The organism is Sorangium sp. So ce119 (assembly GCF_051524405.1).
Classification (GTDB): Bacteria; Myxococcota_A; Polyangia; order Polyangiales; family Polyangiaceae; genus Sorangium; species Sorangium cellulosum_G.
Window position 1 is genome coordinate 2,195,561 of the sequence record NZ_CP150310.1, and the last position, 20,190, is coordinate 2,215,750.

General features: G+C 72.2%; 12 protein-coding genes. 2 read left to right on the plus strand and 10 right to left on the minus strand.

Annotated features, from left to right (window positions below; translation table 11 throughout):
* Window positions 1-76 precede the first annotated feature (76 nt).
* Both WME76_RS08605 and WME76_RS08610 read left to right on the plus strand, forming a co-directional pair.
* The gene (locus WME76_RS08605; protein WP_437959687.1) at window positions 77-2,272 is read left to right on the plus strand and encodes a cation:proton antiporter domain-containing protein; all 2,196 of its coding nucleotides are present in this window, start codon (window positions 77-79) and stop codon (window positions 2,270-2,272) included.
* A 6-nt stretch (window positions 2,273-2,278) separates the two neighbouring features.
* Complete coding sequence (locus WME76_RS08610) at window positions 2,279-3,148, plus strand: PTS sugar transporter subunit IIA (protein WP_437959688.1); 870 nt, start codon at window positions 2,279-2,281, stop codon at window positions 3,146-3,148.
* A 54-nt stretch (window positions 3,149-3,202) separates the two neighbouring features.
* Here WME76_RS08610 and WME76_RS08615 read toward each other — a convergent pair whose 3' ends face one another.
* The 10 genes from WME76_RS08615 to yidC all read right to left on the minus strand — a co-directional run bounded on the left by WME76_RS08615 (window position 3,203) and on the right by yidC (window position 20,163).
* Window positions 3,203-4,336, minus strand: a complete 1,134-nt coding sequence (locus WME76_RS08615) for a hypothetical protein (RefSeq protein WP_437959689.1) — start codon at window positions 4,334-4,336, stop codon at window positions 3,203-3,205.
* A 1-nt stretch (window position 4,337) separates the two neighbouring features.
* A complete protein-coding gene (locus WME76_RS08620; protein ID WP_437959690.1) occupies window positions 4,338-7,154 on the minus strand; it encodes a TonB-dependent receptor domain-containing protein in 2,817 nt (938 codons plus the stop codon).
* A gap of 7 nt (window positions 7,155-7,161) precedes the next feature.
* Window positions 7,162-10,257: an FHA domain-containing protein gene (locus WME76_RS08625; RefSeq protein WP_437959691.1), complete on the minus strand. Its 3,096-nt coding sequence runs from the start codon at window positions 10,255-10,257 to the stop codon at window positions 7,162-7,164.
* A 266-nt stretch (window positions 10,258-10,523) separates the two neighbouring features.
* The gene (locus tag WME76_RS08630) at window positions 10,524-10,658 is read right to left on the minus strand and encodes a hypothetical protein (protein ID WP_437959692.1); all 135 of its coding nucleotides are present in this window, start codon (window positions 10,656-10,658) and stop codon (window positions 10,524-10,526) included.
* 168 nt (window positions 10,659-10,826) lie between these two features.
* Window positions 10,827-13,325: a protein phosphatase 2C domain-containing protein gene (locus tag WME76_RS08635; RefSeq protein ID WP_437959693.1), complete on the minus strand. Its 2,499-nt coding sequence runs from the start codon at window positions 13,323-13,325 to the stop codon at window positions 10,827-10,829.
* A 42-nt stretch (window positions 13,326-13,367) separates the two neighbouring features.
* The gene (locus WME76_RS08640) at window positions 13,368-15,509 is read right to left on the minus strand and encodes an FHA domain-containing protein (protein WP_437959694.1); all 2,142 of its coding nucleotides are present in this window, start codon (window positions 15,507-15,509) and stop codon (window positions 13,368-13,370) included.
* Between the two features lie 229 nt (window positions 15,510-15,738).
* Entirely contained in the window at window positions 15,739-16,905 is a 1,167-nt protein-coding gene (locus tag WME76_RS08645; RefSeq protein ID WP_437959695.1) for an FHA domain-containing protein, read from the minus strand.
* Window positions 16,906-17,172: 267 nt separating this feature from the next.
* Complete coding sequence (rplS, locus tag WME76_RS08650) at window positions 17,173-17,526, minus strand: 50S ribosomal protein L19 (RefSeq protein ID WP_061620205.1); 354 nt, start codon at window positions 17,524-17,526, stop codon at window positions 17,173-17,175.
* A gap of 296 nt (window positions 17,527-17,822) precedes the next feature.
* On the minus strand, window positions 17,823-18,386 hold the full coding sequence (locus WME76_RS08655; protein ID WP_233561023.1) for a protein jag: 564 nt from the start codon (window positions 18,384-18,386) through the stop codon (window positions 17,823-17,825).
* The gene (gene yidC, locus WME76_RS08660) at window positions 18,379-20,163 is read right to left on the minus strand and encodes a membrane protein insertase YidC (protein WP_437959696.1); all 1,785 of its coding nucleotides are present in this window, start codon (window positions 20,161-20,163) and stop codon (window positions 18,379-18,381) included. Before yidC ends, WME76_RS08655 begins: the two co-directional genes overlap by 8 nt.
* Window positions 20,164-20,190: the final 27 nt, after the last annotated feature.

The window sequence follows — 20,190 nt, forward strand, 5'->3', positions numbered from 1 at the left end:
GCATCCTGCTTGTTGACAGTCGAGACAGCCCGCTGATAAGCGTTCACTTAACACTTACCAGGAGGGAGCGTTCCCGATGGAGACCCTGATCCACAACCCGCTGACCCGCTTCCTCATCCAGGCGTTCCTGATCATCGCGTGCGCGCGCCTCGTGGGCCTGATCGCCCGCAAGCTGGAGCAGCCGATGGTCATCGCCGAGGTCACGGCGGGCATCCTGCTCGGCCCGTCGCTGCTCGGCTGGCTCCTCCCGGGGCCGTCGGCGGTCCTGTTCGCCCAGGAGTCGCTGCCGCTCCTCAAGCTGGTGAGCGAGGTCGGGCTCATCGTCTTCATGTTCCTGATCGGGCTGGAGCTCGACCCGAAGCTGCTGCGCGGGCGCGGCCACGCCTCGGTCATCATCAGCCATACGAGCATCGTCGTGCCGTTCGCGCTGGGCGGCCTGCTCGCGCTCTACCTGTACCCGCGGCTCTCCACCAGCTCCGTGCCGTTCATGTCGTTCACGCTCTTCATGGGCGTGGCCATGAGCATCACGGCCTTCCCGGTGCTCGCGCGCATCCTCACCGAAAAGCGCCTGCTGGGCACGAAGGTCGGCGCCCTCACGATCACGTGCGCCGCCGTCGACGACGTGACCGCCTGGTGCGTCCTCGCCTTCGTCGTCTCGATCGCGCGCGCCACCGGGCTCGTGGGCGCCGTGTGGACCACCGTCTTCGCCCTCGTCTACATCGGCGGCATGCTGTTCCTGGTCCGCCCCTTTCTCGCCCGGCTCGGCGAGCGCGGAGCCAGCAAGGAGGGCCTCTCCCAGGACCTCGTCGCCGTCACGCTCCTCCTGCTCATCGTGTCGAGCTGGATGACCGAGATGATCGGCATCCACCCGCTGTTCGGCGCCTTCATGCTCGGCGCGATCATGCCGAAGGGCACCGGCTTCGCGCGGAGCCTGGCCGAGAAGCTCGAGGACTTCGCGGTGGTCTTCCTGCTGCCGCTGTTCTTCGCTTACAGCGGCCTGCGCACCCACATCGGCCTGCTCAACTCGGCCGACGGCTGGATCATGTGCGGCCTCATCATCGTGGTCGCCTGCGCGGGCAAGTTCGGCGGCAGCGCCGTGGCCGCCCGCATCACCGGCCTGCGCTGGCGCGAGGCCAGCGCGCTCGGCATCCTCATGAACACCCGCGGGCTGATGGAGCTCATCGTCCTGAACCTCGGGCTCGATCTCGGCATCATCTCGCCCAAGCTGTTCACGATGATGGTGCTCATGGCGCTGGTCACCACCTTCATGACCTCGCCGCTCCTGCGCTGGATCTACCCGCCGGAGGAGCTCGCCAAGGAGCTCGCCGACGTCCCGGACCGGACGCCGCTGCCCACGGCGGCCGAGGTGTTCACCGTGCTCATGTGCGTCTCCTACGAGCGCACCGGCCCCGGCATGGTGACGCTCGCGAGCGCGCTCGCCGGCCGCGGACCCGAGGCGCGGCGCCTCTACGCGCTCCGCCTCATCCCGCCCACCGACCGCGGCTCGTTCTACCTGGACCAGGGGCCCGAGCGGCAGGGGACGGCCGCGCTCTCGCCGCTCCTCTCGCGGGCCAAGGAGCTCGACGTCGAGGTCCGGCCGCTGTCGTTCGTCTCGCCCAAGCCGAGCCACGACATCTGCAACGTCGCCGACGTGAAGCAGGCCGACCTCGTGCTGGTCGGGTGGCACAAGCCGCTGCTCAGCCAGACGGTCCTCGGCGGCACGGTCTACGAGGTCATGCGCGGCGCCCGCACCGACGTCGGCGTGCTCATCGATCGCGGGCTCTCGGCGGTCCGCAAGCTGCTCGTGCCGTTCCACGGCACGGCGCACGACAAGGCGGCGCTCGCCCTGGCCCGCCGCCTGGCGCAGCAGGTCGGCGCCGACGTCACCATCCTCCACGTCGTCAACCCGAAGCGCCGCGCCGACGACGCGCTCGGCGCGCAGGAGACGGTCGACGAGGTGTTCGAGGGCGAGGAGGGCGGCGCGCTGCGGAAGGCCAAGGTGACGCTCAAGGTCGTCCACCACGAGTCGCCCGCGGACGCGGCCCTGCAGGAGGCGTCGCGCGGCTACGACCTCGTCCTCGTCGGCGTCGGGTCCGAGTGGGGCCTCGCGCAGCGCCGGTTCGGCATCCGCGCCGAGCACATCATCCAGGGGTGCCCGACCTCGCTGCTCGTCGTGCGCTGCTACGAGCCCGCGGCGGTGCCCGCCCCGGCGCCGGCGCCCTCCCAGCCGATGCTCTCGGCTGCCCTCACGGCCGGTCCCGATCGCACCTGACATCCCATGCCAGCGCTCTCCGACGCTGACAGCGCGTCCCGCGCGCGCGCCCTCGCCGAGTTCGGGGCCGCGCTGCGGCTCCTCCGGGTCGAGGCGGGCCTGAGCCTGCGGGCGCTCGCGCACCGCATCGGCGTCTCCAGCGCCTACCTGAGCCGCGTCGAGCACGGGCACGACGCCATCCCCACGCCCGACCGGCTCACGGCGATCGCGGGCGCGCTGGAGCTCCCCCCGGCGCTGCTCCTCGAGCTCGGCCACCAGGTCGGGCCGCTCGTCTCCCGCTACCTCGACCGCGTCCCCGCGGCGAACGCGCTCTTCGTCGAGCTCGCGCGCCGCAACCTGAGCGGCCCGCAGCTCGCGCGCGTCAAGGCGTTCATCGACGCCGAGTTCCCGGTGAGCGCGCCGTTCGGCGTGGCGCCCGCGCGGCGGCTCAGCGCGCTGCTCACGCCCGAGCGCATCGTGCTGCACCTCTCGTGCGCGCACATCGAGGACGTCATCGACGTCGCGGCGTCCCGGCTCGCCGCCCCGGGCGGCGCGCCGTCCGCGAGCGCGCTCGCCCAGGAGATCCTGCGGCGCGAGCGCGAGTCGCCCACCGCGCTCGGCAACGGCGTCGCCGTCCCGCACGCGATCGTCCCCGGCGCCTGCCAGGCGGCCGTGCTCGCGACGCTGGCGGAGCCGCTCGCCGTGCCCACGCCGGGCGGCGCCCCGCTCCGGCTGCTCGTCGTGCTCGTCTGCGGCGAGGGCGGCCGCGCGCACCTCGAGCTGCTCGCCCAGGTGGCCAGGCTCGCCAGCCACAACGCCGCCGACGCGCTCTGCGCCGCGCGCGACCCGGTGCAGCTCATCGACCAGCTCGCGCAGATCGAGGCCGGCTGCGGCTGACGGGGGCGGCCCTCTCGCGGTCGGCCCCCGCGGCCGCGCGCCCGGGGGCCGCCGTCACTCGACGCGGACGAGGCGCTGCACCACCGACGACCCGCCGCGCGCGTCGCGCACGACCGCGGTGATCGTGGCGACGCCCGGCTCGGCGGGCGGGATCCACGTCACGGCGTGGTCGCCGAGGTACCCCCTCGACGCGTCGCTCACGAGCTTGATGCCGCCGTCGATGTCGCCCAGGTCGGCGAAGTAGTTGACCCAGACGATCTCCTTCAGCGCCTTCTGCTTCGCGTCGGGATCGGGGTCGGCCACGTCCTCCGGGATCATCGCCTCGATCGTGACGGTGCGGCACTCCTCGATCGGATCCCTCGCGTTGCACCCGACCTCGCGCCGCTCCTCCGCGTCGATGGGGCAGGGGGTCGCGGTGGAGATCATCGCGAAGTCTTCCGACATCTCCGCGCCGTCGAGCTCGAGCCCGTTCACCACGGGGTTCGGGTTCTGGCGCTCGTCGGCAAAGACGTAGACCTGCGTGTAGCCGGGGACGAAGCTGTCCGGCCCGAGCCGGCGACCCTCGCTGTCGAAGCAGCCGACGGGGAAGGTCCCGGCGCGCCCGGTGCCCTGGTCCTCCACCGGGCCGAGCCTCCCGGTGCAGGCGACGAAGAAGACGTAAGCGCTCCCGTAGGCCGGGCCCGAGGCCGGCGGCTTGCGGCCCGCGAGGATGTCCTTGCCGACGGTGATCGTGTACGTGTCGCCGACGCTCGGGCGCACACCGTTGAGGGCCGGCAGCGGGGCCGTCGGATCGCCCGCTTGCTGCCACGCCTCGAACGCGTCGGCGAGCTCCGCGAACTCGGGGTAGCAGCCGTAGTAGTCGTCCCCGATCGGGTTCTCGCACCCGCCGAACCAGGTGACCGTCACCGGCCGCGACCCGTCCTCGGGGCCGCCGAGCCCGTCCTGGACGTGGATCCGGAAGGTGACCTCGTCGCCGGGATTGGCGTACGGCTTGTCGGCGACCACCGCGAAGACGCGGAGCCCGTCCACGAGGCTCGGCGGGTCGAACCCCGCGACGCACCCGGCGGAGATCGCCGGCGCGGCGACCGCGCTCAGCGCGAGCGTCCCGAGCAACGCGCGGCGCCACCTCCGCCCGCGACCCGCGCCGGCGTGCCGCGCCGCGCCGCCCGTCGATCGCGTCGATCGCATCTCAGAACTCTCCTCGCATCCCGAAGCTCGGCAAGATGGGCAGCCCCGTGACGTACTGGCGGGCCGTATAATTGTAGTTGTACTGGATCGCTTCGCTGTTCGCGTTGTTGTAGACGTTCTGCACGTCGAGGTAGGCCGACAGCTTCCAGGTCCTGAACTTCCACGTCTTGTCGAGCCGCACGTCGAGCTGATGGAACGCCGGCAGCCGCTCGCTGAACGGGGTGGAGAACGGGATCGCCGTATACGTCCCCGTGGGCGCGTAGAAGAGCGCGTTGGTGCGGTACGGATCGCAGCTCAGCTCGTTCACGTTGCAGACGTTGGGCGTGACCAGGTTGCCGGAGACGAGGCGGAAGCGGGCGCCGAACTCCCAGCCGTCGCCGAGGCGGTAGCTGCCGAGCACCGTCAGGATGTGGGTCTGGTCGAACGAGACGAGCCGCTCCGCCTCGCCGGGCCCGGGCACCCGCGTGCTGCGGGACAGCGTGTACGCGGCCCAGCCGAAGAAGCGGTCGTCGGGCTTGTACTTGAGGAGGAACTCGCCCCCGATGACCCGACCGGACCCGATGTTCTGGTAGTCGAGCTGCGCTGTTCCGGGCTGGTTCACGCCGACGACGAGCTCGTCGAGCTGCTTGTAGAACCCCTCGGCCGACGCCTCGATGTTCCGGGTCACGTCCTGCTCGACGCCGGCCGCGTAGTGCAGCGCCCGCGTCGCCTTCAGGCCCGGGTTGCCGAGCGGCGGGATCACCTCCTGGAACTGCGGCGGCTGGTGGAACACGCCGACGCCGCCCTTCACCGTCGTCCGCGGGAACCCCTGGACCACGTCGACGCGCCCGTTGACGCGCGGGCTCACGGTCGCCTGCTGGTTCAGGTCCTGGTAGTCGAGGCGCACGCCAGGGACGATCTTCGCCCGGGGGCTCGGGGCGAGCTCGAGCTCGGCGTAGGCCGCGGGGTAGAAGAACTCGCCCTCGCGCGAGAACTCCTGGAGCGCGCGCGTCGAGAACGGCTGGTTCGGCGGCTCGCCGGGGCGGTTCGGCGCGGGGCCGCGGAAGTTCACCCCGTACAGGCCGGCGAAGACGTCGACACCCGCGTTGAAGACCACGCCCTTCGACATGCGCCGCGCGTACTCGAGGCGGCCGGAGAGCGTCTTGAGATCGATCTGGAAGTAGATCGGCCCGATCCCGAAGTCGGCGTCGTCGCGCGCGATCGCGAGCACGCCGTCGAGCCGGTCCTTGTCGGTGAGCTCGTGGTCGTAGCGGAGCTGCAGCCGCTGAAACGCGGTGTGTAGACCGACGTCGCCGGAGAGCGCCGGCTCGCTCGGCTGCGGATCGGCGAGGAGCAGCTCGAGGGCGTCGTCCGAGCCGAAGAACGTGAGGCGGAGGCGCGACGACGGCGTCGGCTCTGTCTCGAGGAGGACCTGGTAGTCGTAGTAGACGGGCGCCTGGGTCACCCCGGCGCCCGCGGCCTCGAGCACCGGGCCGAAGGAGTCGCCGATGTAGCTCCGCCGGCCTCCCACCATGAAGCGGGTGTTCTCGAGGAACGGCACCGGCCCCTCGAGCAGGACGCGCGCGTCGATGAGGTCCACCTGCGCGAGGCCGTGGAGCTTGCCGTCCTCGTTCGGCGAGCGCAGGGAGACGTCGACGATGCCGCCCTGCACGCGGCCGTACTTGGCGCTGAAGTTGCCGGGGTAGAAGTCGATCTTCTCCAGCATCTCGGTCGGCACCACCGAGGAGAGGCCGCCGAAGTGGTAGATGAGCGGCACCTGCGTGCCGTCGACGAAGGTCTGCGTGTCCTGCGGGCCGGAGCCGCGCACGATCAGCAGGCCGGCGAGCGTCGGCGGGCGCGCCACGCCCGGCAGGTTCTGGAGCGAGCGCAGCGCGTCGCCGTTCGTGCCGGGGATACGGTTGATCTCGCGCTGCTCGAGCGTGCGCTTCGTGACCTCGCGCGGCGGGCGATCGCCGCGGACGGTGACCTCGAGGCCGTCGCCGCGGGGCAGGAGCCGGTACTTCACCTCGAGCTGCTCGCCGGCGGCGATGTCCTCCTCGACGGAGAGCGGCTCGAAGCCGGGCGCCGCGACGGTGACCTGGTAGCGCCCCGGCGGCAGGTCGAGGAAGGCGAAGCCGCCGCGCTCGTCGGTGGTGACCTCCGGCGCCGCGGCGGAAGGCGGCGCGCCGCCGGCGGCCTGCGGCGCGCGCGCGACCGAGACCGTGGCGCCCGCGAGCGGCACGTCGCCGCCGCTCGCGAGCACGGTGCCGCGGAGGTTGTCGGCGAGCGGCGAGATCGCGCCGTCGGCCGGCGGCGGCGCCGCGGCGGCGGTCTTCAGCGTGAACGTGTAGCGGTACAGGATGCGCGCCGCGGCGGGGGTGCCGTCGGCGCGGCGCGCGGGCTCGAACTCGAGCTTCTGGGCCGCGGCCACCGCGGACTCGTCGAACCCGCGCCCGGCGCTCTCGACGACGGCCGCCTGCTTCACGCGTCCGTCGCGGTCGATGTCGAGCTGCAGGGTCACCGACGCCTCGAGCCCCTGCTTCTCGGCCTCGGGCGGGTACTCCGGCGGCGCGTAGTTGAGCGCCCGCGGCGGCGTCGCGCGCCCCGCGGGCGCGGCCGCGGCGGCAGGGGGCGTGACGATCGCGCCGCCCTCGCCGCGGGGCACGCTCGGCGGCTCCGCGGGCGCCTGCGGCTCCCCCTGGCCTGGCTGGCCCTGCTGCTGCGCGCGCGCCGGGGAGGGCGGCAGCGCGGCGGCCGTCAGCAGCGCCGCCAGCGCGGCCGCGCGGGAGCGGCGCGGGAGCGGGCCTCCGGCGCGGATGGGGGCGGGCTCCTGCGTCATCGCGGGGTCACACCGGATCGCGCCGCTTGAGGAACGCGCAGAGCGTGACGAGGATGAGCAGGGTCATCCCGGCGAGCACCGCGAAGGGGAGCCAGGTCTGGTCGTACGTGGTGAAGCCCCACGCGCCCGCGTAGTTGTCGGCCGCCATCTGCGCGATGGCGCACTTGAACTTGCCCGCCTCGATGAACTCCGCGGGGATCGTGTCGGTGCGGTGCAGATCGATGACCCAGGCCGGGTCCTCGGCGATCGCGGCCCGCTCCGGCGCGATCGCCCCCTCGAACCCCCAGCGCGCGGGGATCATGTACATGAGCGGCCGGAGGTGCGGCACGGTCGTCATCGGCACCATGAGCCCGCCGAGGACGACCTGCGGGATGAGCGCGATCGGCGTGAGCGCCATCGCCGCCTCGGACGAGGCGACCACCGTGGAGAGCAGGAGCCCCGTCGCGACGGCGCTGATCGAGGTCGCGGTCAGCGCGGCGAGCTGCATGGCGAACGCCTGCACGCCGCCGTGGAAGCCGAGCGCGAAGAACACGATCGCGAGCAGGATCGTGCACTGGATGACGCAGAAGACGGCGAGCAGCAGGTACTTGGAGAGCACGTAGTTGACGAGCCCCAGGTTGACCATGCGCTCGCGGAGGTAGATGGCCCGCTCGCTGACGATCTCGCGCGCCGCGTTCGAGGTGCCGAACCAGACCGCGGCGACGACGAGGAAGAAGATCGCCGCGGTGTGGTCGGTGGTGACCTCCATGCCCTTGAGGACGTCGGCGCTCTGGTCCGCGCCGCCGGCGCGTCGGCCGAGCTCCTGGAGCGCGCCGAGGCACCAGGCCGGGATCGCCTTCTCCTGCCCGCCGAAGACGATGGCGAGCAGGATGCCGATGATCGGGGCCTGGAGCAGCATGATCAGGGTGCCGCCGATGTCGCGCTTCTTCACCTTGAAGTAGCGCGACAGGAGCAGGCCGAGCTGCCCCTTCGTCGTGGCGCGGCCGGCCGGGATGCCGCGCTGCCCCTGCCCGGTGCCGATCTCCCGCCGGCCGGAGTACATGCGCCGGTACGTCGCGTTGGCGTCGTTGAAGAACTCCTTGCGCCACTCGATGGCCGCGAGCTTCCGGGCCTCGCCGCGCGAGACGTTCGGGTCGCGCGCGCGGAGCTGGTCGAAGATGGGCCGCTCCCGGAGCGCGAGCATCTCGAACATGTCGCGCGGGTTGTCGACGTCGTTGGGCTGGCCGTGCCGCTCCTTCCAGCTCCCGAAGAAGCGGTACGCGTCGGGCCGGGTCGGCCCGAAGAACGTCGGGATGCCGCCGTAGCCGAGGATGAGCGCGTGGCTGAACTTCTCGAACTCGTCCTTCGCCGGCTGGTGGATCGTCATGATGATCGTCTTGCCGGTCGCCTTCGTGAGGTCGTGCAGCAAGGTGATCAGCGCGGTCGTGTCGTCGGCGGCGAGGCCCGAGGTCGGCTCGTCGAGGAAGAGGATGACGGGGTCGGTGACGAGCTCGAGCGCGATGTTGACGCGCTTGCGCTGGCCGCCCGAGAGGATCTTGTTCTCGGGCTTGCCGATCTGGAGGTTCTTGACGCCCTCGAGGCCGAGATCCTTGATGGTCTGCTCGACGCGCGCGTCGATCTCGGCCTCGGTGTAGTCGGGCGGGAGGCGGAACTTCGCGCTGTAGCGGACGGCCTCGAAGACGGTGAGCTCCGGGTGGACGAGGTCGTCCTGCGGCACGTAGCCGATGGAGCCGCGGAGCGTGTCGTAGATGTTGTAGAGGTCCTCGCCGTTGATGCGGACGACGCCGCTCGTGGGCGGCAGGTAGCCGTTCAGGGTGAGCAGGAGCGTCGTCTTGCCGGCGCCCGACGGCCCCATGAGCGCGATCATGTCGCCCGGCAGCGCCTTGAACGACACGTTGTCGAGGAGCGTCTTCTGCTCCTGGGGGTTGTCGCGGTCGGGGACCTGGAGCGAGAGGCTCCACGCCTCGATCTCGTAGAGCGGGCGGCCTGCCCAGCGATCGGCGGAGTACTCCTCCTGGACGACCTCGACGGCGCCCGCGCCCCCCATCTCGATCTGGAGGGGCATGGGCCCGATGTAGATCTTCTCGCCGCTCTGGACGGCGATCTTCTGGCCGGGCGCGATGCGGTTGCCGCGGACGTAGGTGCCGTTGGCGCTGCCGCGATCCTCGACGTAGAGCTGCCCGCTGATCGAGTGCAGGAGGGCGTGGTGGCTCGACACCTGGGGGTGAGCGAGCACGATGTCGTTGTCGGGGGTTCGCCCGATCTTCTTGACGTTCGACCCGCCGCCGGAGAAGTCGAGCTGGCCGAGGACGGTCTTGTTCTTCTTGCCGGGCGCGCCCGCGGCGGCAGGCAGGGACGACGCGGCGGGCGCGGGCTGCGACGCGTAGCCGCCGGCGGGGGGCTGCTGCGACGGATAGCCGCCGGCGGGCTGCTGCGGCTGCGGCGGCGGCGCGTAGCCGGCGGGGGAGGGCTGTTGCGGCGCGTAGCCGGCCGGGGAGGGCTGCGGCGGCAGGGCGCTCGCGCCGGGCGCGGCGGGCAGCGCCGACATCCGGGCCGCCTGGGCGAGCTGGATGAGCAGGCTGACCTGGACCGGGACGGGCCCGAAGGCGACTGCGCCTTGCGGATCGATGGGCGTCGGCGTGCCGGGCGCGATGCGCTGCGCGCTCACGTACGTGCCGCTCGTCGAGTTGTGGTCGATGACCATCATGCGATCGAGCGTGACGGTCGCGTGCTGGCTCGAGACGCTCGGGTGCTGGAGCACGAGGGACGCGCGCCCGGGGTCTCGCCCGATCACGACCTGGCCGGGCGCGGGCGCGAGCGTGCCGGGCGACGCCATCATCAGCGTGATCGCCGGATGGTTGAGCGGTACGGGCGCCTGCGCGACGACGAACTGGGTGCGGAAGTCGAACGGGAGCTGCTCTCCCGGCGCGAGCGTCCGTCCGTTCGCCGCGGCGGGACCTTGCCCGCAGACGAAGATCAGCTTGCCGCCGCCCTGGTTGATGATGCGCGCGTGCTCGGGCAGGACGCCGGGAGCGACGAGCACCACATCGCAGGTGGGAGCGCTGCCGATCGTGATGCTTTGTTTGCCTAGCCCCGGGATCATGCGGGCCCGGTTTCACCACAGGCCGTTGGGGAGAGCAAGGAAAGAGGCGCGTCGTCGTTCGCGGTCGTGCGTGGGAATGTGCCGGAGCGTCCGCAGGCGCGCGGGAAGGAGAGATGCCCAGGAACGTGGCGAGGACGAAGCGAGGAGCGCCTGTCTCGTGGGCGCAGCGCGGTGCGCGGGGCTCGGCGGGAGGGTTTCGCCTGCTGGGCGAACAGAGCTTCTAGAGCGGAGCGTCGTGACGGGTGGGAGCCGGGCGGCTCAGCGCATCACAGATCGAGGAGCATGAAGCCGGCGCGGGCCTCCTCGAGGGAGAGCGTGCGGGCCGACTCGGGCTCGTCTTCCATGTCCGCAGGTGTGCCGTCCATGTCGTGTCCGCACTCGAGCTCTTGGTCTCCAGGCATGGAGGAACCTCCGGAGAGCTAGGCTAATCCGGAATATGGTCCTTCTTCAATTGCATTCCGCGGCCGAGATCGCCGTGCGGCGCTCGTCCGTCTTCATCGAGCGTCGTGAGACGTTGTCGGGCGTGCTCGAGCGCACGGCGCGCGTGGGGCGCCGTTCCGTCGTCGCGCTCAGCCGGCGGTGAGCTGCCAGAGCAGGACGGCGAGCAGCACGAGAATCACGGCCGAGATCGCGGCGATGGCGGCGATGGTGGCGCCGCGCGGGGCGCGCACGGTGGTCGGGACGCTCGGCGACGCGGACGACGACACGGGTCCAGAGAAGCTGGGCGCGGGCGCGCCGTAGCCGTGCGCGTTGGGCGGGGCGGGCGCGAGGTGATGGTGCGGGGCGGCGGCAGGGGGAACGCCCGGTGCCGGCGCGTGGTGTCCCGAGAAGCCGACCGACACCGGCGGAGCGTCCTGGGCGGCGCTCGCGTGAGGTGCCGGGCCGAAGGAGCCGGGGTGAGGTGCCGCGCCGAAGGGGCCGGGGTGAGGTGCCGCGCCGAAGGGGCCGGGGTGAGGGGCTGCGCCGTAAGGAGCGCCAGGTGGAGGGGGCGCGCCGAAGGCGGCGCCCGGGTGAGGCGCCGCGCCGTAGGGCGCGCCGGGTGGAGCCGGCGGGCCTGGGGGAGGCGCCGCGCCGTAGGGAGCAGCGCCTGGGGGCGGTGGCGCGCCGAAGACGGCGCCTGGGGGAGGCGCCGCGCCGTAGGGGGCCGCGCCTGGGGGCGGTGGCGCGCCGTAGGGGGCAGCGCCCGGATGCGGCGCCACGCCGAAGGGGCCCGGGTGAGGCGCCGCGCCGTAGGGGGCAGCGCCCGGGTGCGGTGGCGCGCCGAAGGGGGCCGGGTGAGGCGCTGCGCCCTGGGCCCCCGGAGGCGGCGCGGGGACGGCGGGGGCGCTCAGGGGCAGGGGAGACAGCACGGCGGGCGCGTCGGGCGCGTTCGGCGGAGGCGCTCCCGGCACGGTCGGGGGCAGCGCCAGAGCGGCGTCCATGGCTGTCGGGCTCACGGCGGGCGCGCTGTCGGTGGCCGTCGGGTGCACGGCGGGCGCGCTGTCGATGGTCGGGCGGAGCTTCGGCGCGCCGCTCGCAGCCTGCGGGGCCACCGGGGGCAGGTTGTCGGTGACCGTCGCGACGACCGCAGCCTCGCTGTCGATGGTGGTCGGATGGAGCTTCGGCGCGCTGCTGGCAGCCTGCGAGACCGCGGGGGGCAGGTCGTCGGTGACCGTCGGACGGATGGCCGGAACGGCGGTCGCGCTGTCGATGGTCGTCGGATGGAGCTGCGGCGCGCCGCTGGCAGCCTGCGGAACCGCGGCGGGTTTGCGGTCGCTGCCCGTCGGGACCACGGTGATCGCATCGCTGCTCGGCGCAGGCGTGCTGCCGCTGCCCGTCGGGACCACGGTGGCAGCGTTGCTGGTCGACGCCGGACGCCGCGCGGGCGCGCTGCCCGCGACCGCGAGGCCCGGCACGGGCGTGCTGGCGGCGGTGGCCGCGAGGCCCGGCACGGGCGTGCTGGCGGCGGTGGCCGCGAGGCCCGGCACGGGCGTGCTGGCGGCGGTGGCCGCGAGGCCCGGCACGGGCGTGCTCGCGGCGGCCGGCGGAGCCGGCGCGTGGGGCGTGCTGGCGGCGGTGGCCGCGAGGCCCGGCATGGGCGTGCTCGCGGCGGCTGGCGGAGCCGGCGCGCGCGGCGCGCCGACCGCGTGCGCGCGGGCAGGCGGCGCCTCCGCGGGGCCCGGCGCGCCGCCCGCGGTCCCCTCGGGCTGCGTCATCGCCAGGGTCTCCTGAGGACCCGAGGGGCGCGGCTCGTCGCCCCCGGCACCTGCGCCCGGCGGCCCCTGCGCGATCGTCAGCGAGCGACCGCCGGTCTCGATGACCCGGGCCATCTGCACGGTGATGTTGTCGTGACCGCCGCGGTGGTTCGCGAGCTGGACGAGCATCCTGCACGCGTGCTCGACCGAGCCCGACGCGAGCGCCTGTCGCGTGCACCCGAGGATGTCCCCGCTGAGCACGAGGTCGGTGAGGCCGTCGCTCGACTGGATCAGCACGTCGCCCGGGTACAGCTCCATCGGCTCGGGTCGGACCTCGACCTCCACCTCCGGCTTCATCCCGAGGGCGCGCGTGATCTTGTTCGCGTCGGGGTGGCCGATCGCCTGCGCCTCCGTGATCATGCCCGCGTCGACCATCCCCTGCACCATCGAGTGGTCGCGCGTGAGGGGGTAGATCTGGTTGCTCCGGATCACGTACGCGCGGCTGTCGCCCACGTGCGCGATGTCGACGCCGCCGTCGTGGAGGACCATCGCCACGACGGTCGACCCGGGCCGGACGCGGTTGTCCGCCGGCCCGCCGAGCTGGTAGACGCGGCGCCCCGCCTCCTCGATCGCGGCCTTGAGCGCCGCCCTCGGATCCACCGTGGGCGGCGTCTGCTCGATCACCTCGAAGATCGTCTTGATCGCGGTGCGGCTCGCCTCGCTCCCTCCGTAGTGCCCGCCCATGCCGTCGCACAGGACACAGAGGTGACCGAACTTGGTCTCGGCGTAACCGCACGCATCCTCGTTGATCTGCTTGTTCGGATCCCGACCCGCATCGCTGGCCTGGGCGAACTCGATCGTGAGGTGAAGGGAGGACTCGGTCGGGGGCATCATGGGGGAGCGTCGCTCGGGCCGTGAGGCCGAGCCTCGGACACGCTACTCCAAACGGACGCTGAACTCGACGGGGCCGAACCGCAAGGACGCGCCGGGCGGCACGGGCGTCCACACGGCCGCGGCGGTGCGCTGGCCGTTCACGTACGTCCCGTTGTTGGACCCCTCATCCCGCACGAAGAGCTGGCCGGCCTCGAGCTTCAAGCTCGCGTGGGTGCCGGAGACGCGGGGCTCCGAGAGCGCGATCATGCACGTGGCGCCGTCACGGCCCGCGCGCACCTCGACGCCGGGATGGACGGTGAAGATGCCCGCCGGACCCGAGAGCGTCGCCCGGCTGGCCCCGCCCGGGAGCGGCATCATCGGCCCGCCGCCGTACCCGAAGTCGCCCGGGGGAGGCGGCGCGGGCGCGTACGGCGGCGCGGCAGGCCCGCCGCCCGCCACGATGGGTCGCGGCGGCGCCGCCGCCACCGCGCCGCGGCGACGGCCGCCGCCGCCGCGGAAGATCGACACGAGCAGCAGCACGATGACCACGCCGCCGAAGGTCACGCCGCCGATGAGCAGGTACGGCAGCGGCGCCTCCTTCGCCTTCAGCGTGAGGATCTTGTCGGCCGTGACCGCGCTCGTCCGTCGCGCCTGGTTGTCGTAGACGATGAGGCGCCCCGTCATCTGGTCGCCCTTGCCCACGAGGAACTTGTCCGTGTCCGGGAGCTCGAACTCGACGACGCTGTCGCCGGCGGTGACCGCCTTGCCGCGCATCCCGCCCTCGATCAGCGTCCGCTGGGCCTTCTTCGCGTCCTCGAGGTTCCCGCCCTGCAGCGACTGCGGCGCGGCCTGGTTCTTCGGGACCATGTAGATCTCGGCCCGCTGCGTGTTGCCGCCCCAGCAGAAGTTGCCGAAGATCTTCACCGTGCCGCCCGGGTAGAGCGGGTCCTTCTTCGCGGCGCGATCGGTCGCCTCCCGGTCGATGTCGAGCGGCCACGCGGTGGGATCGATGCCGACGGGGACGTTCTGGAACGTGGCGTCGCCCGCGATCGGCGGATCCGTGTTGATGAACGCCAGCTTGAACGTCTGGGTGATGCTCGGCGCGACGCACGAGACCCGCCACTTCACGATGTGCATCTTGTTGAAGCGGGTGCGGATCGCGTTGACGATGTTGGCCGCGCGCCGCTGCTGGCCGTCGCGCACCACGCTGAAGAAGCCGCCGATCTCGGTGTTCGCCATCCCCTCCATGAACTCGCGGGCGTTCGCCGTGAACTCCTCGACGAGCCGGCTCGGGAACCAGATCGAGATGACGGGCACCGGCGTCTTCGGCAGGACGTCGTTGTTCTCGGGGAACCGCCCCTTCGTCAGGTAGTCCCGCAGGAGGTTCGACGCCGCCGCGGTCGAGCTCGGATCCGCGCCGGCGGAGCCGTTCGAGAGCACCACCATCGCCTGGTGCATCGGCACCGGGACCCCCTGGCCGGCGTTGCCGAGCTCCTTGAACGCGTCGGTCGCGGCGTTCTTGATGATCGTGAAGAGCGGGCGCGTGCGGCCCTGCGTCGGGTAGGTGCGCGTGACGCCGCCGATGGCCTGCGCCGCCGTCTGCTTGTTGCTGACCCACTTCGAGTCCTCGACGACGCCGCGATCGTTGAAGAAGATCACGTCGACGATGTCGTTCGGCTGCATCGCGTTGACGAACGCGCTCGCGACCGCCTTCGCCTCGTCGAAGCGGGAGCCCATGCTCGACGCGGCGTCGATCAGGATGAGCCACGCCGTCCCGACGCCCGGCTGGCCGGCGCTGTCGCCCCACCGCGCCTTCGACTCGAACTTCGCCGGCAGGTCCGTCCCGTCGACCGTGACGGAGAAGATCGCGTTCTTCTCGGGGAAATCGAAGGACGAGTAGAGCGCCGACGGCTGCTCGATCGCGTCGGCGACGCAGTCGAGGTTCGCGTCGCCCGTGAGCGCGGCGCAGTTGCGGGTGATGTCGCTGAGGCGCTTGTTCTGCACGACCTCGAGCACGGTCGTGAGCACGGGCGAGCCGTCCACGGTGCTCGCGCGCGGGTCGACGCGGAGCAGGTGCGCCTCGGGGGCGGCCTCGGCTCGGCCCGGGCCGGCGAGGAGCGCGAGGACGGCGGCCGCGAGCGCGAGGAGCGGGGCGCAGAGCAGGGCTCTGCCCCCGCGCCCCCCGCGACGGGCGGGGGCGCTCATGGACTGGATCGGGCGAGTCGCGTCATGAGAGGGAGTCATGCGTGGGGATCTCCAGCGAGCGCGAGGGAGCAGAGGAGCGCTCCCCGCGCGAGCGGGGCGGCCACCGCGCGCTGGCGGCGGCTATCCGGTTGGTTTTCACGCAGCCTGGCAGGGGCGCCAGGTGCCGGTCGAACGTCGCGGGGAAAGGGGGCCGGGCTGGGCAACGGCTCTCCTCGTGCGATGGGGCCCGTCAAGCGCGCGCGGCCACGCTGAACAGGATGACGCTGTAGCCGCCGAAGCGGATCTTGTCGCCATCGCGCAGCTCGCGTCGGCCCTGGAAGCCGATCGCCTCTTCGTTGTGGAACGTCCCGTTGGTGGAGCCGAGGTCGGCGAGGACGACGCGACCGCCGTCGATCTCGAGCGTCGCGTGATGCGTCGAGGTCGTCCCGTGAGCTATCTCGATGTCGACCTTCTGCCCTGTCTCTGCGCGGCCGACGACGTTCTTGCCGTGCCAGAGCGGCCAGAACTTGCCGAGCGGGTCGTCCTGGAAGCTCACGAGGAAGCCCGCGAGGGGGCGGCGCTCCTGCCCGATGCTCCCGGCCCTCGGCGGCGCCGACGCGTGCTGGTGCACCGCGGGCGGCGCGGACATGTACGGCGGCGGCGGCGCCGGCAGCGGCATGCCCTGGTGGGGCGGCGGTGGAGGCGGGGGCGGCGGCTCGCCATAGCCTCCGCCGAGGCCGCCTGGCTGCATCATGGGCGGGGGCGCGGACGGCCCGCCCTGGTTGGGCGGGTAGGCGGTCTGGTTGAAGGCATCGCCGCTCATCTGGATGCCGTCGAGGGCGATCGGGTGGCCTCCCTCCATGCAGAACGAGCCGCCCGCCGGGATCGCGTGCCCCTGCACGCAGCGCGCGCCCTGCTGCTGCGGGGGCGGACCGAAGCCCGGCCGCGGGGCCCCGGGGTAGCCGCCTTGCTGCTCCGGGTAGCCCGGCGACGAGCCGTAGCTGCCGCCCGGCGCGCCGAACACCGGCGGCTCCGGCGGGAAGGGCGGCGGCTTCAGCGGCAGCGGAGGCGGCGGCTGGGGCGCGCCGTAGCCGCCGGGCTGCGCCCCGAAGGGCGGAGGCGGACCGAAGCTGGAACCGCCGCCCTCGGGCGGCGGCGGGAAGCCGGGAGGCGAACCGGGAGGAGCCCCGAACGGCGCCGGCGGGGGCGGACCAAAACCGCCGCTCGGCGAGCCGAAGTTGGGAGGAGGCTCGGGGGGCGAGCCGAAGCCCTGAGCAGGAAACGGGGGCGGAGGGGGCGGGGGCGGAGGAGGCGGCGCTCCAAACGCACCGGGCCCGGACGGGGCGAGCGGCGAGGCGCAGACAGCGCAGAACTTATCGGCGGGGGTCGCGGGCGCACCGCAACGCGGACAGAGCATGGTGATCCTTCTCGGGTTTCGCGGCGCCCCGGGCGCCGCCGCCGCGAGCATACCGTGGGCGCTCGGCCGAGGATCAAGAAGAAGTATGCGGGAATCCTTGCTGACGGCCGACAATGCGGCCGGCGCGCGAGCGCGCATCGCGTCGCGCAGGGGCTGCGGCGACGCGCCGGTGAAGCTGCACGCGCGGAGCAAGAGGACGGCTGCCCGCCTGGCAGCCGGATCTGCGGGGCGCTCTGTTCGAGCGGCCGGGACGCCGGCCGGGGCGGATCAGTCCTTCGCGTCGCGAACGCGGGCGGCCTTGCCGGCGAGGTTGCGCAGGTAGAAGAGGCGCGAGCGGCGGACCACGCCGCGCGAGACGACCTCGACCTTGTCGATGCGGGGGCTGTGGAGGAGGAAGATGCGCTCGACGCCGACCGTGAAGCTCACCTTGCGCACGGTGAAGGTGCTCCGGACCCCGGCGCGGTGTCGCTTCAGCACGACGCCCTGGAACACCTGGATGCGCTCCTTCTCACCCTCGACGATCCGGTAGTGGACGCGCACCGTGTCGCCGACCCGGAAATCCGGGATCCCCTCGCGGAACATAGGAGCTTCGATCTTCGCGAGGATGTTCGAGGTCTGCATGGTCGGTCAATCCTTCAAAGGGTCGGGGATCCGTCTTCGCGGTCCCCTGCTCAAGGGGGCAGGGCCGCCGCCGTTCATGGGCTGCGTCCGGCGGAGCGGAGGCCGCGCGCGGCCGTGGGCTTCACGCCATGAACGCAGATGCTGCCCGGTTGCGGTTCCGGGAGCATGGACGCGAGCGCAGGCTCGCGCACCTCCCCGGGGGGTACCGGAGAGGTGCGGCATTATGCATGCGGGCGATCCGGTGTCAACGGCGGCAACAGCGCGGATGCGCGCCGCGTTCTGTGTTGGCGACGGGCTCAGCGACGGACGGGGATGATCTGCACGCGGCGGGCTTCTCCCTCGCCGTCGCTCTTCGTGACGACGCCGGGGAACTTCGCCAGGGCGAGGTGGACGACGCGGCGGTCCTGCGGGTTCATCGGCTCGAAGGTAATGATCTTGCCCTCCTCGACCGCCTGCTTGCCCAGCCGGCGCGCCATGGAAGAGAGCGTGTCCTCCCGGCGCTGCCGGTAGCCCTCGGCGTCGATGATCACGTGGCGCCGCTTCTTGCCGGGCCGGTTGATCACGCGGTTGGCGAGGAACTGCAGCGCCGAGAGCGTCTGCCCCTTCTTGCCGATCACGCGGCCCGCGTCCTTCCCCTCGATCTCGAGGCGGATCTCCTCGGGCGGATCTTCCTCTTCGTTCTCGAGGAGGTCGACGGTGCAGTCCATCCCCATCGCCGCGAGCACATCGATGACGAAGTCGAGCGCGATGTCGGCGCGCCCGTCCTCCACGAACTCGGCCGCGTCGCCGGCGCCCTGCGCCTCTGCATCGACATCGACGTCCGCCGCGTCGATTCCCCTTTCGGCAGCTTCACTATCCACGGACACGTGCTTTTCCCTTTCCGAGAGCAGGCGCCGACTTGTCGTCGTCGCCGGGAGTCTTCTTCATCGCGGATTGGGGCTCCGCGGTCGCGACCTCGCGCACCACGATGCCGCCGGCCCGTTCGTCCCGCGCCTTCAGGTACCGCTCGACGAGCAACTGCTGACCGATGCCGAGCCAGGTGTTCGTCAGCATGTAAACGCCGAGGCCGGCCGGGAGGAAGAGCATCATTGCGGTGAAGATGCCGGGCATCAGGTACAGCATCATCTTCTGCTGCGCCGGGTCGCCCTGCGGGGGCATGAGCTTCTGCTGGATGAAGCTCGACGCGCCGAGGACGATGGGGATGATGAAGTACTTCCCCGGGGCGGACAGGTCCGGGATCACGGGGCCGAACGGGGTGTGGTAGAGCTCGACGGCCGTCTGGAGCGCGGTGTAGAGGGCGAACCACACCGGCATCTGGAGCAGCATCGGGAAGCAGCCGATGACCGGGTTCGCGACCTTGTTCTTGCGCCAGAGCTCCTGCATCGCGAGGCCGCGCTGGGTGGCGTCGTCCTTGTACCTCGCGTTGATCTCGTCCATCTCCGGCTTGAGCTTGCGCATCGCCGCGGCGCTCTTGATCTGCTGGATGCTCAGCGGGAAGAGCAGGAGCCGGACGGTGATCGTGAGCAGGCAGATCGCCCAGCCCCAGCTCCCGACGGCGCCGTAGAGGACGTAGAGGTACGAGACGAGGATCTTCGCGATCGGCGAGAACCAGCCGAGGTTGATGACCTCGCTCGCATCGTGGCCCACGCCGGCGAGCAGATCGCGCTCCTTCGGGCCGGTGAAGGAGAGGACCTTGTAGGTCACCGCGCCGCCGGGCGCGAGCTCGTGCTCCGGATAGGCGAGCCGCGCGCGGTAGACGTGCCCGAAGCTCGGATCGTTGCCCTTCTGCGGGTGCTTCGCCGTGTCCCAGATCTCCTCGATCTGCGTCTCGGCCACCGGCTGCCCGGGCCCTTCCTGCGGGATCGCGATCTTGCTGAAGTAGCTGCTGGAGACCGCGACGAAGCGCGCGCTCCCCGGCGTGCGGCGCCAGCGCTCGGGGGTGAACTCCGGGTCCTTGAAGTCCTTCGGCTCGAAGGCGTCGGGGTGCTGGCGCTCGGTCGTCTGGTCGGTCGCGGCGACCGTCTCGGTGATCCACTCCGAGATCAGGCCGAGGTGGCCCTCGGTCTCCTTCTGCGTGCGCCACGCGGTCTGCTCGACGGCGAACCGGTGATTGCGCGGCTCCTGCGCGAGGTTCTCGACCGTCACCTGCAGCGAGAGCTCGAAGGGGCGGCCCGTGGTGGCGACGACCTTGGTCAGCCGCGTCGTGTCGTCGGCGTAGGTGAAGGTGCAGCTCTTGCCGTCCTGCGCCGAGAGCTTCCAGTCCAGATCATCGAACGGCACCTGCGGCGCGCTGCCGCCGGGCAGGCGCAGGTCCGTCCTGAGGGGCATCCGCGACTCGAGCGACGTGGTGACCAGGTCCATCGGCTGGCGCTCGCCGTTCCCGGTCGTGTACTTCGGGTCGGTCATCCAGAGGTGCCGCACCGACCCGCCCCGCGTGGACAGCTCGGCCTTGAACCGAGGTCCCTCGACGACGCAGGCCTCTGCGGGGGCGCGCTCCGCGGGGGCCGTGCTGTCGTTGACGTCGAGCGGCTGGAACTGCACCTCGGCGCTGCCGAAGAGGAGCGGCTTGCCGTACTGGATGAACAGGAAGATGGCGAGGCCGAGGAACAGCCATTTGGCGATATTGCTGCGTTCCATGAAGTCCTTCGTCGGTCCCAGGATCTC

Bases quoted from the DNA above. Each gene is read 5' to 3' on its own strand.
- yidC (WP_437959696.1), bottom strand. From the start codon at position 20,163: ATGGAACGCAGCAATATCGCCAAATGGCTGTTCCTCGGCCTCGCCATC.
- WME76_RS08605 (WP_437959687.1), top strand. From the start codon at position 77: ATGGAGACCCTGATCCACAACCCGCTGACCCGCTTCCTCATCCAGGCG.
- WME76_RS08635 (WP_437959693.1), bottom strand. From the start codon at position 13,325: ATGATGCCCCCGACCGAGTCCTCCCTTCACCTCACGATCGAGTTCGCC.
- WME76_RS08620 (WP_437959690.1), bottom strand. From the start codon at position 7,154: ATGACGCAGGAGCCCGCCCCCATCCGCGCCGGAGGCCCGCTCCCGCGC.
- WME76_RS08610 (WP_437959688.1), top strand. From the start codon at position 2,279: ATGCCAGCGCTCTCCGACGCTGACAGCGCGTCCCGCGCGCGCGCCCTC.
- WME76_RS08640 (WP_437959694.1), bottom strand. From the start codon at position 15,509: ATGAGCGCCCCCGCCCGTCGCGGGGGGCGCGGGGGCAGAGCCCTGCTC.
- WME76_RS08630 (WP_437959692.1), bottom strand. From the start codon at position 10,658: ATGCCTGGAGACCAAGAGCTCGAGTGCGGACACGACATGGACGGCACA.
- WME76_RS08625 (WP_437959691.1), bottom strand. From the start codon at position 10,257: ATGATCCCGGGGCTAGGCAAACAAAGCATCACGATCGGCAGCGCTCCC.
- rplS (WP_061620205.1), bottom strand. From the start codon at position 17,526: ATGCAGACCTCGAACATCCTCGCGAAGATCGAAGCTCCTATGTTCCGC.
- WME76_RS08615 (WP_437959689.1), bottom strand. From the start codon at position 4,336: ATGCGATCGACGCGATCGACGGGCGGCGCGGCGCGGCACGCCGGCGCG.
- WME76_RS08645 (WP_437959695.1), bottom strand. From the start codon at position 16,905: ATGCTCTGTCCGCGTTGCGGTGCGCCCGCGACCCCCGCCGATAAGTTC.